Here is a 13410-nt window from a genome sequence, read left to right as displayed (position 1 = left end):
AGTCTGCAAATCTATAATTTTATGATGAGCCCTGCATCAAAAAAGAATAAATACCGATCATCGACTCGTCTTTTTAAGATTGACTCTACCGCCTTTGCATACAAGTCAATTTGAATTTCATATCGAGAAGCAAGCACCTGTTTTGCCTTTTCAATGGATGGAAAACGATCCTTTACCGCATCCGTTTTGTAATCTAACAGAACGAGCCCATCGTCATCTTCAAAAAGGCAGTCGATCACACCTTGAACGATGACCGTTTCAGTATTGAGCGAACTTCCTTTTTCGTAAATTTCGTTCGCCGGCACTGCCAAATTGAAAGGGATCTCGCGAAAAATTTTTTTTGCTCCTTTTAGGCGTCTACCCAGCGGTGATTCAAAAAATTGCACAATTCCTTCTACATTGACCGCTTCCACCTGCTCCTCCGTTAATATTTCTTTTTTCACGAGATAATGCACGGTTTGTCGAATCGTTTGTTCCGTCAAGTCTTCACCCAATGGCAAATGCTGCATCACTGTGTGCATGGCCGTTCCTTTTTCTGCTGCTGTAAGAGATTTTGCCTGCATAAATTTCGGACGCTTGTACGAGGAATTCCCTTGTATTTTCTTCTTTATAGAAATGTCGCTGTATTCATCTGAAAATTGAAGTCTTCTTTTGATTTCCGTCACCGATTGCTTCGACCGGAGAGAGGCTGCATCTGAAAAAGGATAGCTCCAGGACAACTGATTTTGCACTTGGTTGGCGAAACTACTTGTTGACTGAACAGGAACAAAATTTCTCAAAGCGTCCATTTTTTCATCCATCATAACCGCTGCCTGCTCATTTTGCTCTTTTAATTTTTCTTCAGGAATCACATCAATTTGCAATTTCACCGGATAAGAGAAGATTTCATCCGCTGCTTCTCTTTCTTCTTCTCGTAAAATTGCCGCATCTTTATGACGGATGACAGCAGGACCGATCCAATCTAAATAACATACTGCCTTTAAACGATCGTAATCTGGAAGCAGCCATTCGCGGTGAGTGAATGATTGCTCCCATTCTTTAAACTTTTTTTCTCCGTCTTTCACTGTGCCGATTAAAAACAGCTTTTCCTTTGCTCTTGTCAAAGCCACATACAATACCCTAAGCTCTTCCGAAAGCATTTCCATTCTCAATTTCTTTTTTACAGCTATATAAGGAAGAGTTGGATACACAATCCGCTTTTTTTCATCGATAAACAGCGAGGCAAACCCTAATTCTTTATCGAGCAAATATTTTTTGGTCAAATCTTTCATATTAAATCGTTTAGATAAACCTGCACAGAAAACAATCGGAAATTCAAGCCCCTTGCTTGAATGAATCGTCATAATTCGGACAACATCTTCCTGTTCTCCTAAAGCTCTTGCTGCTCCTAAATCATCGCCCCGTTCCTGCATTCTTTCAATAAACCGCAGGAATCGGAACAATCCCCGAAAGGACGTTTCCTCATATTGCCTTGCTCTGTCATATAATGCCCTTAAATTGGCCTGCCGCTGCTTTCCGCCGGGCATTCCGCCTGCAAAGTCAAAAAAGCGGGTATCACGGTACAATTGCCAAATTAAATTCGAAACGGAGCTTTTTCTCGCCAAGTTCCGCCATTGATTGAGCCGGCTGACAAATTCGCTTACTTTCTGATAAAGCTCGCTATGATGGGCTTTTTCTTGCTGCAAAAATGATTCAAGTGCATCGAAATACGGACCGTTTTTCTTATAAAGACGGATGATGGCAAGTTCATTTCCGCTTAAGCCGACAATCGGCGAACGCAGCACAGAAGCGAGCGGAATATCTTGATAAGGATTGTCGATAATTTTTAAAAGCGAAAGCATAATGGCCACTTCTGTTGCTTCAAAATATCCTGTTGATAAATTCGCATACACCGGAATACCTTGCTGCTTAAACTCTTCCATGATTTGCGGCGCCCAAGGCATCGAACGAAGCAGGATCACAATATCTCTGTATGTGACAGGTCTCGTACGATCAAGCTTTCGGTCGTAAACAGGAAAGCCTTCCTGAATAAGCTCTTTTATTTTTTTCGCCATAAGGCGGGCTTCAAGCTGCACCGTTTCCAATTCTTCTTCATCAAATTCAATCATTATTTCTTCTTTTTCTGCTAATTCCTCCTTCCGGCGGTCTATTAGGAGGAGCTCTGTATTCATTCTACTGTTCTCTGGATAACGTGCGCCAAGCTTCAATTCTGCTGCCTCATCATAAACGACTTCGCCTACAGTCTCTCCCATCAATTGTTTGAAAAGAAAATTTGTGGCCTCCAAAACTTCTTTTCGGCTGCGGAAATTTTTGGCTAAATCGATGCGCAAGCCGGAATTCGCTCCGCTGGAGGTAAACCGTTTATATTTCGCCAAAAACAATAACGGTTCAGCCAGCCGAAAACGATAAATGGATTGTTTTACATCGCCGACCATAAATAAATTTCCTTCCGCTTCATGATCCTTTGACACCAGCTTTAAAATCGCTTCCTGCACCAAGTTGGATATGGATAGGTAAGCCTTTGAAGTTATCTCCAGCTTTTCCCCCCATTCACACCGTACGTGAGAGTTTCCCCTCATACGGCGTTCCATCAATCGGTTGTCATCTAAGCTACTATTTCATCGTTTCCAACCAACTTGCGAAGTTTGTTGATTTTATCTAAACCATCCTTATCTAAATTCAATTTTTGGAGATATGTCTGAATGGTTTGTTCTTCTACTGCGTGAATCAACTTGTGAACATCTTTCCTCACAAAGATTAGATTGTTGTATTCATCGCTCCCGCCTAGTTTTTTCGGGATTTTATGGTGAACCTCCATATCTCCAATTTCTAATGGTACATTTGTTACTCCACATCGCCCATACTGCCCCACGTACAACGAAATTCGATTGTCGTTGTATTCCATACTTTGATTAGGTACAGGGTTGCGTATGAGATGGTACATAACGGTCTGATTATATCCTTTTAATGCATCATGAACTTGCTTTCTTCCTTCTGACGTATAAGGACAAATATTTTGACTAAAATTCGACGGTGGCTTTGTTCTTATATGGTCAATAGGAAATACATTAATTCCATGTATAAAAACCACTTTTCCTGTGTATTTAGGATATAATCTTTTAAAAGTGGTTGAATGGCAACCGATTGACTAGTGGCTATCCCTCCATGATGTTTCCATCACTTCTTCGGTACTGTGCCACCGCTCTCACTGGCATAAAGATGAGTTATAGCTTTCCGCCTTTCCTCATCACCGTTTCATTGGTGGGTAAGACCTCCACGTTGCCAGCTTTCCACGTTCCGATGGTTCTATCTGTACATATGCACTTTTAGGTGAATCCTCTGGCCCTGCTGGCTGGACAGCGCCTGTAACGCTGTAAGGTGTTTCATAAAGACAATTCTTACTCCACCTCACCAGCACCACAAACCGTGGCGATACCATTTCTGGTACCTATACCTCTAGAGCCGTACATTCGGATTTTCGTCAGTTGGTTTTTGTGCACCAACATTCTCACCATGAGTGCTTTATAGACCCCCGGCCTATCCGCTGCACCCTCCACCTCTGGAGAGCTTTCGTCAACCTTACTTGTTACGGCAGCGTTCAGCCGACTTCACCGAGCTTATAACCACAAGATGCTTACCCATCTTGTCGCTATTCGGAGTATTAGGGAGAGTCTTTCGAGGCGTTACCCTCTCATTCGACTCTTCGAACCATCAGTTCTCCTAGCTTCAAAGCTAGTGCCTAACCTTTTCAGTTAGGAACGTGTCGCACTATCTTGGTATTCATCCACTAATACTTCTTGAAATTGTCGTTTAAAAAACAAAGCAGCATCACTCGGAACAACATTTCCTTTCTCATCTTTTTCTGTTAATATTTGCAAACAATAATGCTCAAGATCCGAAAAATCGACAATTCCTTTTTCTTTTTTCATTGCTTCCAGCCGGACAGCAAATTTTTTCACCAAGTCGGCTAAACAAATCATTGTGCGCTTCATTTTTTTCAAATCGAGCAGTTGGTTTTGAATATCCCTAGAGAAAAGCTCATTTTTTAATTTCTCTATTTCCTTTGTCGCTTTCTTTCTCATTTCCGTCACTTCATCAATGAGCTCTTTTCGATATTCTTCTCCCCTGCATGCCTTGGCGCGTGTCGGTTGAAAAGCTCTCATTTGCTCGGCAAGCTCCTGCCACGATGAAGCGTTTATAATGTTTTCCACCTGTTTCATGTCATCGAGTAAATTTTCAGCCCTTGGAGAGGGGCCGCCCGGCAATTTCGTAATGTCGAGAGCTCTCGCTAACAAATCCTTGATTCCGGAAAGCTGTATCGCTATATCCTTCCGTAAATATTGAAAAAACGGCAAGTCCTCGTATGACTCAGCTTGTTCTATGTCATACATTTGCACCATTTCATCAAGCCATTTTTCCGGTAATGGATTAGATCTAGCAAATTCATAAATGGATCTAATAATTTTTTTGATTTCATCATCTGAGCGATCGCCTGTATATTTGTCAACTAATTCGAAAAATAGTTCATTATGCTCCATTCCGTATTCTTCTTCTAACAATTCATCCATGCAATCTTCCATTAACAGTTCCATTTCTGTTTCGTCCGCTATTCGAAAACCGGGATCAATATCAATTTTGTAATAAAATTTGCGAACGACTTGCAGGCAAAAAGAATGCAATGTTGATATTTGCGCTTTGTTTAAAAGGGTTAATTGGCGGCGCAGATGGAGGGAAGAAGGCTGGTTTCGCAAAGCCTTTGCCAGCGCTTCGCCAATTCTGCTGCGCATTTCTGCAGCCGCAGCGTTTGTAAACGTTACGATTAACAGCCGGTCCACATCTACAGGATGCTGATTGTCGGTCAGCTTGCGAATAATCCGCTCAACTAGAACGGCCGTTTTCCCTGATCCGGCAGCGGCCGCCACTAATATATCTTGTCCGTCGGCAACAATCGCTTTCCATTGTTCATCGGTCCATTGGCCTTTTTCTAACTTTTTCAGCTCATTCTTCATCTGAATCCACCTTCTCTCTTACCTTTTGCAGCACTTCTTCCCCTTTTAAGCTTTTCAATATGCGAAAACGGTTCGTTTCAATCGATTCATCAAATTGACAGACCGATTTAAAGGAACAAAAGGTGCAAGGCGTTTTCTCTTTCATTTTATATGGCGCAATGGAAATATTTCCGTCTGTTATTTCCGTACCGATCCGCTTAAATTCGCGCCGGATATACGAGCGTAATGCATGAAATTCATCCTCGCTGGCGATTTGAGAATTTGCATAAAATTCCCCGGTTTTCTTTATGCCGGCTTGAACGATTTTGGAATAGCCGCTTTCCAATTTTTGATCCATTAACCGCACCGTTTCTTCGTCTCCAAGCAGCAAGCCTTTCATTTTAAATTTCTTCAAAATTTCTTCTTCTATTTCATCATCCGTTAATAAATCTGGGGACTGTATGAACGGATCATGAATATGGAAATACAGCACCCCTGCTGGAGTCGCTTCTACGCCAAGCCAAGATTGAGAATTGGAAATGACAACATCCAAGTAAGTGAGCATCTGCAGCGCAATGCCGTAATACACTTCTGTCAAATTTAATGTTTTGTCGCTCGATTTAAAATCGACGATGCGAAGCAAAAGACCTTTCGAACTTTCCGCTTTATCCACTCGGTCTATCCTTCCGACGACCTCCAACGTACATCCGTTTTCAAGCTTAAATCGGAACGGGGGGAGCTTACTTTTTTCATCAAATGATATTTCTAAACCAATTGGGACAAAACCGCTTGCTTTTGCATGTTCGCTTAAAACCTTTGATGCGCGGGCAACAATATTTTGAAGCTTGCGTTTAATATAATAGTGGCGGTTTGTGCTCATTAAAATTTCTTTTTGCAGTTTCGGCGCCAGCTGTTCGACTGCATCATGAGCAAGTCTTTCGCAATTCTCCTTTGTTAATTCGCGCCATTCTACTTTCATGCTTTGAAGCCGGTCTGCCATCAGCTTTAATGCCGCATGGAACAATTGGCCGATATCCGGCGCTTCCAATCTGTAATACTCCCGTTCTTTTAACTTTAAGCCGTGAGAAGCAAAGTGGGCAAAAGGACATGCCCGAAACCGCTCCATCCTTGAAACGCTTCCTTGTATTTTCCGTCCATATAATTTTCTGCTTACCTCTTCGGATAAAGGTCTTTCTGTATTTGAATAAAACAGGCTGGCAATCGCCTTTTTCGCTTTGCTGCTCCATTCTTGATCATATACAAAGTAATTGTAAACATCCCACCACAGCTCATGGAGAGGATACTGCTTTTTCCAATTTTGCAATTTTGAAGTTAAAACAGACAAAGAAACATTCGGACTGACAATAAAAGAAAGCTGTTCTTCCGCCTCCTCACTTTCCGGTTCATTAAGAGAGATCATTTCCTTAGCATCTGGAAATATTTCTTTTAACCGTTTGACAATAATAGACGGCATGAGCGCTTTTCCTTCTTCATCCGCCAAAGAATACGATAAATACAGCTTTTGCTTAGCAGACGTGAGCGCTAAATAAATCAAAAAATTTTCATCCAGCAATTTTCTTCGAGCTGTCGGCGCAAGCTTCACTCCATTATGATATAGAAGCTCTCTTTCATCATCTGTTAAAACTCCGTCTTCCACCGGTTTTGCCGGAAGCACTCCGTCATTTGCTCCTGCAATAAATGCCGTCTTAACGCCATATAAACGTGACCGGTCAAGTGTTGCGACAATCACTTGGTCAATGGCCGGGGGAACGAGAGAAAATTTCATCGATTCCATTCCGGTTTCGACCATTTCCCTAAACAAATGAATGGAAATTTCCTGATCGCCCATAATTTCTACAAATTCATCCAATAGCTCTATCACAGCATTCCAAACTTGATCATGCTCCCTTGCTTCAATCAAGTTCCCTCCATTTTCCGCATCTAGACGAAGAAGCTCCAGCTTATCAGGCACTTTTGTTTGTTCTAAATACATATATAGCGCTTCGGCCATATCCCTGCCGGTTTTGGCGCGTTTCATCTTATTTTCCAATGCTTGCAGAGGCTCCACAATCAGCTTCCGTAATTGATTGATCCGTTTTTCTATTTCCTCTTCTTCATCTGTCTTTTTGTCGTTGTCATAGAATGAATGGTACTTCCTGTACGTCCAGCCGGCTTGATCCGTCCATTTTTTCCCTTGAATACCGTAGGCAAGCACATAATTTTCTAATTGATCCATTTCTTTTCTCATTTCGGCTTTATCGGCATCTAGCGGGTAAAGAAATTCTGTTTTAATCGTTCTGAAAACAGCTTCATACCGCCAGTTTCCGGTTATGACTTCCAAGCTCGAGCGGATAAATTCGATCAGCGGATGATATGTCATTGAGCTTTTTTCATCTATAAAAAAAGGAATCTCGTAATCTTGAAACAATTGCTCCAGCAAATCTCTGTAATCGGACATGTTTCTAATAAGCAGTGCAATCTCCCGAAATCGCACTCCCTCATCCCGAACGAGGCGGATAATTTCTCTAGCAATCCCTTCAATTTCGGCGCGTCTATTCACCGCTTGCATAAATACAATCGCGCTGTCTCCGTGAAAAGGTTCGGGAGTATGGGAAGAGTACATTTTTTCTAGATGAACAAGTGACGGCTCTTCAATAAAACGTTTCCGGTCAGTCATATATGCTACTTCATCAATGGAAATATTATTTCGTTCAGCCATTTTTTTCAGCAAAGAAAAGGTTTCAGCCGTCATGTAAAATAAATGAAGCTCGTCGGCAACGGCCTCTTCAGGCGGTTTATCCAATGTGAGAGCAATTGTTATAGAAGAAGCTGTTTTCATCATCGATTCGATTACTTGCAATTCTTGAGGCGTAAAATTGTGAAAGCCGTCGATATAAATTTCCGCTCCGTCCATATAGCTTGATTCATAAATCTTCTCTGAAAGAAGCTGCAAATAATCCTCTGAATCTATGTATTTATCAGCAAATAATTTTTCCACGGAACGATAGATGCCCGCCAAATCTTTCAATTTATCGGAAAGAATCCGCTCTCTATGATCATGGCTTTCCGCTAATTTTTTTACTTGATCATCCAGCATATCTGGACTGATGATATATCTTTTCATTTCTGTAATCATCTGTTCGATATGCTCAATAAAGCCTTTTTTTTCACTGGCTTTGGAAAACACTTTAAATTCGTGCTTTTTTTCTTCGATGATTTTTCGAAGAAACATGTTCATGCCTGTTTGGGAAATAAAGGTACGGCTGATGCCTCCTTCCTCCTGCAGCACCCTCCACGCCAAACGGTTGAAGCTCAATACTTGTGCTCTAATGATTCCTCCTAATTCCGGAGTTTTCATCAGTTCATATTCCATTTGAAAAGTCATTTGATCTGGAACAAGAAACAAAATAGGTTTTCCATTATACGGATCTTCTTTTAATTTTCCCCTAATTTCGTTTAAGATTGCCGTCGTTTTTCCTGTGCCGGATGAACCGACCAAAAACTTAATACCCATGAAATCTCCCCCCTTCAGAAGGCATCCAAACGGAAAATGGGACAATTTTCTTGTCCCATTCTGATTTCGTGTTTATGAATACATTTATTTTACTGTAAATGGTTTTGAAAATCCATTGATTCGGACAATCCGAATTTCCAACTTATAGGAATCATCGTTTACGGTTTTACCTCTCCGATCACATTTTTTTCACGAACAAAGCCAAAATGCCGGCTGTCCCTGCTGTTTAACCGATTGTCGCCAATGACAAAAATACATTTTTCCGGCACCGTTTCTTTTCCAGTTATTTCTTTTAATGTAAAATTCCCTGTGATCGGATTTCCATATATTTTTTCTTTATTTTTCTTTAAAAATGGTTCCGGTACATATTTCCCATTCACATATAATTTGTCGTTTCGATATTCAATTTTTTCTCCTGGAAGGCCGATGACCCTTTTAACCAAAACTTGCTTTTCGCCGGGCATCTGAAACACGACAATGTCAAACCGTTCAATTTTATTAAACCGATTCGTCAATTTATTTATATAAAAATGATGGCCTTCTTTTAAGGTGGGCTGCATCGATACGCCATCAACAGTGTACGCGGCAAACGCAATATTTTTAATTAAAACGGTTGATAAAAGAGCTGAAGTGACGATTCCCGCAATAACTCGTTTTTTCCTCACGGCTCTTCACCTACTTTTTATCTTTTCGTTTAATTAACGAAACATTTAAACGCTGCTCAATCCTTTTTCCGATAAACCACATGAGCGCCATCACAACAAACACAATGATCAAACGGGCGGGCTCTTCAATCAGCTCCCGTAAATCGTACCCTGATAAGCTAAGCATAAAAATCATCACAAGTTTCCCTGATAAAACAGCGAGCGCAAACTGCCACACATTGATTTTGGAAAGACCGGCTACTACATTTACAAGCGCAGAAGGCGTAAAAGGGAAACAGAGCATTAAAAATAAAGGAGCAAAGCCGTGCCGTTCGACCCAGTTCATCATTCGTCTTACCTTTTCATGTCTGCTTAAAAAATTTAAAAAACGCTTCCGGCCAAACTTTCGCACTAAAAAAAACACGAGCAATGCGCCTGCCGATGAACCGATCCACGAGTACAAAAAGCCGAACCAAAGTCCGAATGAATTAGCGTTCGCAATTACAAACAGAATAAGAGGCAAGAACGGAAAAAAAGCCTCAAGCATCGGAAGCAGAATCCCTGGAAGAGGTCCGAGCGCTCGGTATTCTTTAAAGAATCGTTCAACATCTTCTAATGTAATGGAATCGAAAAATGCAATGACATCCATATCTTAACTCCTTACTTCAACATCTCTTTTTATTTTACACCTTTTGAGCATAAGTTAAAAAATTTTGCCGAAAAAAATTAATTGAAATGATTTATTTTCCTGTTTTATAATAAAAATAGAACATATGTTCCATTTGAAGCGAGGTATTCCCTATGTCGAAAATACCAACCGACATTCGCCATTTGATTGAACAGTCGATCTACTTACCGATGACTGCTACGGTGCTGAACAAAGACATGAATGTCGTAAAAAAAAGTCCATTCAAGCTGAAAGATCCTTATTTGCATCTAATTGAAGAGGCGTTAAAGCTTGTACAAAAAGATTTGGCAGAGGTTCGCAAAGAATTGCGCAGACAAAAGGTGAAAGTTTTAAAAGCCAAACAGGATGAAGCATTCACAACGTACACTTTCTACTATAACGGCTACGAAGAACACCACAGCTACTTCAACCCAAGAATCCGAAATAAAGTAAATGAACTGATTGAACATTATTTGTTTAAAACTGAAAAAAAATCTGGCATTCCAACCTCTTAGACTTTTTATAGGAAATGGCGTAAAACCCCTATGGCTTTAGCCTAGGGGATGTAAGCTCTAATGACCTTGTTCTTGAATATATTTTTGGATAATCTCTTTGCTTACATTTCCAATACTACAAGAAAAATATCCATCACTCCAAAAGGTTCTTTCTTTCCAAAAATGTTGAGAAAGATATTCGTTATGCTTTTGCCATATTCGATAGGTTGTAAGTTGCTTCAATAATCTAACGATTTCAAGAATGCTCCATTTCGGAGAATAACGAATCAAAATATGAATATGGTCTTGGTCTATTTCTTGCTCGATAATTTGCCAACCATAACGATTAGATATAGATTCGATTTCGGTTTTAATATCATCACCAACTTTTAATAATAACTTTTTTCGATACTTACAAACAAATATCAAATGGCACAAAAGTAAATGCTTACTGTGATTTTCAGAAATGTATTCCATTATTTTTCTAAACCTTTACGAATTAATTCGTAAACTGCAACTGAAAAATTTTTAATATTGTTCTTTTTTTTGTACTCTTCGATTCTTGTTACTAAATCGACAGGAAATTTAATTAATTTTGGTATACGTTCCATTTTACAATCCTCCTCGGTATATACTATTGACATATATTTTAATTAAGTATATACTTTTAGTATATATTAAAGGAGGTGAAAAATCAATGATTGTAAATAAAGCATATAAGTTTCGGCTCTATCCGAACAGAGAACAAGAAATATTAATTAATAAAACCTTTGGGTGCTGTCGATTTGTATTTAATCATTTTTTAGCAAAATGGGATAATACTTACAAAGAGGCAGGAAAAGGTTTAACTTATAATTCTTGTTCTGCTCAGTTAACACAATTAAAAAAAGAATTAACTTGGCTAAAAGAAGTGGATAGTATTGCACTTCAATCGTCATTAAAAAATCTTGCTGACGCTTATTCCCGTTTCTTCAAGAAACAAAACGATAAACCACGTTTTAAGTCCAAGAAAAATCCTGTTCAGTCTTACACGACAAAGTATACAAATGACAATATTGCTATTGATGATAATAAAATCAAGCTGCCTAAACTTGGATGGATTCGTTTTGCAAAGAGTCGTGAAGTAGAAGGTCGCATTCTCAATGCAACAATTAGACGTAATCCAAGTGGAAAATATTTTGTATCCATTCTTGTAGAAACAGAAGTTCAGGAATTACCTAAAACTGACTCTGCTGTTGGCATAGATGTCGGCTTGAAAGAATTTGCTATTCTTTCAGATGGAACGATTTACTCTAATCCTAAGTTTTTTCGAAGATTAGAAGAAAAATTAGCAAAAGCACAACGGATTCTATCAAGACGTAAAAAAGGTGGTTCTAATTGGAACAAACAACGAATTAAAGTTGCTCGTATTCATGAAAAAATCACAAACGCTAGAAACGATTACTTGCATAAAATCTCCACCTATATTGTCAAAAACCACGACATTATCGGGATGGAAGATTTGACTGTAAGTAATATGTTAAAAAATAACAATCTTTCTAAAGCAATTAGCGAAGTATCATGGTCACAATTTAGAACGATGTTAGAATACAAAGCGAAATGGTACGGAAAGCAAGTTGTTACCGTATCGAAAAATTTTCCATCCAGCCAGCTTTGTTCGTGCTGTGGCTACAAAAACAAAGACGTTAAAAATCTTGCATTGCGTGAATGGGTGTGTCCTAATTGTCATACCCATCATAACCGAGATATTAACGCAAGTTTAAATCTTCGCAAGGAAGCCTTGCGATTAACCGTAGGAACTACGGGGATAGCCTAATCAATTAGAGTTCGGTAGAACTCTGTACTTAGGAATCCACTACGGCTTTAGCCTAGTGGTAGTTCAACTTAAAAGAAAGACAACGGCCAAACCGTTCGCTACAGAAGATGAGGGAACAGGACTATTTGTTTCGCCCGTTGAATGCCTGTCCCCTTATAACAGAAAAAATGAAATCTCCCCCATTTTCTAACACGGAAAAAAGCACGCAAATTGACAGCTTGCGTGCCGGAAGATAAAGCTTATCCATCTTCTTTTCTGAATTCGCGAACGAGCTGTTCATAAATATATGCATGCTGCTCCTTCGGAAAAAGGATTGTGTTCATGCGGCGCTGCTCCTGCTCAATTCTTGAAGAGATAATCGTTCGAAGATGTGCCGTTTTATAAAATTGATGGGAAAAAGAAGATGGAGATATGTCAGCAACTATTTTCTGACCGTTACGGAATATGACTTCCGTACAATTCGAATCTGTTTTCATAAAGCGGGAAATGTGGGAATGGGAAAACCAGGCGCACTGATGCCTTGCGGGTGAATGAGTAGGAAAAAAATAAAGGGAATTGGCAGGATCAATGACAATCGGAAGCTTTTTTGTTATGCCAAGCAGCCCTTTTGATCCTTCAACTCTTCCTTTAAAGCTTGAACCATAATAACGGCAGCTTTGATCAATAACATAAACAGGTCGAATAGGTACTATGCGCTCTCCGCTAGTTTCCAAAATTTTAGCGTACAAGTGATGTTCTTTTCTAAAAGGCAAAATGGCCATTGTTTCCCCATTTACAATACATTTTTCTGCCTCAAACTGCTTCGTACTCACTAGAATTCTTACCTCCTAATTTTTTCTATATAATAGTTCTTTTTCACTGATTCAAATTTATCATAAAAATTCCAAAATTTCTATATTTTTTTAAAATTTTTTAAATACAAAGCATTAGATCAAGGTAAGATGTTATTGTTAATATAATTTTTCTAAAAATTACAAATTATAAGTTGATTTTTCCTTCCGAAATCCATATAATATAAAAAAGGCATCAGAGGTGATGGGTTATGGAAAACCGGAAATCTTATTCCGAACTGATGAAGACCCGTTCTGTGAAGGAAAATCCAGAAAACTTCATGATGGATGTATACATCCAAATGATTCTGGACGAAGCATGGTTCAATCATCGGAAAAAAATGCTGGAAGACAAAATTAATGATGCTCTGGACCGAAAAGATAGAGAAAAATTTATGGAGCTATCCAAAGAATATGCGAAATGGGTGCGTTAAATGATAAAAAAAAGCCAATCCCA

Annotated in this window: 12 protein-coding genes; 3 read left to right on the top strand and 9 right to left on the bottom strand. The window is 39.3% G+C overall.

What is annotated here, in order from left to right:
* Positions 1-11 precede the first annotated feature (11 nt).
* The 6 genes from addA to NSR00_RS00170 all read right to left on the bottom strand — a co-directional run bounded on the left by addA (position 12) and on the right by NSR00_RS00170 (position 9795).
* Positions 12-2591: a helicase-exonuclease AddAB subunit AddA gene (gene addA, locus NSR00_RS00195; protein ID WP_445659547.1), complete on the bottom strand. Its 2580-nt coding sequence runs from the start codon at positions 2589-2591 to the stop codon at positions 12-14.
* A 14-nt stretch (positions 2592-2605) separates the two neighbouring features.
* Positions 2606-2944 (bottom strand): HNH endonuclease, encoded by a 339-nt coding sequence (locus NSR00_RS00190; protein WP_340786066.1) that lies wholly within the window; start codon positions 2942-2944, stop codon positions 2606-2608.
* 808 nt (positions 2945-3752) lie between these two features.
* Positions 3753-5009, bottom strand: coding sequence for a UvrD-helicase domain-containing protein (locus tag NSR00_RS00185; protein WP_340786063.1), 1257 nt, complete (start codon positions 5007-5009; stop codon positions 3753-3755).
* Complete coding sequence (addB, locus tag NSR00_RS00180; RefSeq protein WP_340786060.1) at positions 4999-8502, bottom strand: helicase-exonuclease AddAB subunit AddB; 3504 nt, start codon at positions 8500-8502, stop codon at positions 4999-5001. Before addB ends, NSR00_RS00185 begins: the two co-directional genes overlap by 11 nt.
* Positions 8503-8660: 158 nt before the next feature.
* Positions 8661-9167 carry a signal peptidase I gene (gene lepB / locus NSR00_RS00175; RefSeq protein ID WP_340786057.1) on the bottom strand — a complete coding sequence of 169 codons (507 nt, stop codon included), beginning with the start codon at positions 9165-9167 and terminating at the stop codon, positions 8661-8663.
* A gap of 10 nt (positions 9168-9177) precedes the next feature.
* Positions 9178-9795 (bottom strand): TVP38/TMEM64 family protein, encoded by a 618-nt coding sequence (locus tag NSR00_RS00170; protein WP_340786055.1) that lies wholly within the window; start codon positions 9793-9795, stop codon positions 9178-9180.
* Between the two features lie 152 nt (positions 9796-9947).
* Here NSR00_RS00170 and NSR00_RS00165 point away from each other — a divergent pair, with 152 nt between their 5' ends.
* Positions 9948-10328, top strand: coding sequence for a hypothetical protein (locus tag NSR00_RS00165; protein ID WP_063386621.1), 381 nt, complete (start codon positions 9948-9950; stop codon positions 10326-10328).
* A gap of 57 nt (positions 10329-10385) precedes the next feature.
* On the opposite strand, the gene tnpA is transcribed toward NSR00_RS00165, so the two are convergent.
* Together tnpA and NSR00_RS00155 are read right to left on the bottom strand one after the other, a co-directional pair.
* On the bottom strand, positions 10386-10784 hold the full coding sequence (gene tnpA / locus NSR00_RS00160) for an IS200/IS605 family transposase (protein WP_339193942.1): 399 nt from the start codon (positions 10782-10784) through the stop codon (positions 10386-10388).
* Positions 10784-10918: a hypothetical protein gene (locus tag NSR00_RS00155; RefSeq protein WP_264467635.1), complete on the bottom strand. Its 135-nt coding sequence runs from the start codon at positions 10916-10918 to the stop codon at positions 10784-10786. Before NSR00_RS00155 ends, tnpA begins: the two co-directional genes overlap by 1 nt.
* Before the next feature lie 86 nt (positions 10919-11004).
* Here NSR00_RS00155 and tnpB point away from each other — a divergent pair, with 86 nt between their 5' ends.
* Positions 11005-12123: an IS200/IS605 family element RNA-guided endonuclease TnpB gene (gene tnpB, locus NSR00_RS00150; RefSeq protein WP_340786052.1), complete on the top strand. Its 1119-nt coding sequence runs from the start codon at positions 11005-11007 to the stop codon at positions 12121-12123.
* Between the two features lie 239 nt (positions 12124-12362).
* Here tnpB and NSR00_RS00145 read toward each other — a convergent pair whose 3' ends face one another.
* Positions 12363-12935 (bottom strand): competence protein ComK, encoded by a 573-nt coding sequence (locus tag NSR00_RS00145; RefSeq protein WP_082829581.1) that lies wholly within the window; start codon positions 12933-12935, stop codon positions 12363-12365.
* 230 nt (positions 12936-13165) lie between these two features.
* Between NSR00_RS00145 and NSR00_RS00140 the strand changes: the two genes are divergently transcribed.
* Positions 13166-13387 carry an IDEAL domain-containing protein gene (locus tag NSR00_RS00140; protein ID WP_063386620.1) on the top strand — a complete coding sequence of 74 codons (222 nt, stop codon included), beginning with the start codon at positions 13166-13168 and terminating at the stop codon, positions 13385-13387.
* Positions 13388-13410 lie beyond the last annotated feature (23 nt).

The organism is Aeribacillus sp. FSL K6-8394, assembly GCF_038008865.1.
Classification (GTDB): Bacteria; Bacillota; Bacilli; order Bacillales; family Aeribacillaceae; genus Aeribacillus; species Aeribacillus composti.
The sequence above is the reverse complement of the archived record's forward strand: the minus strand, read 5'-3'. Positions and strand labels throughout refer to the sequence as shown.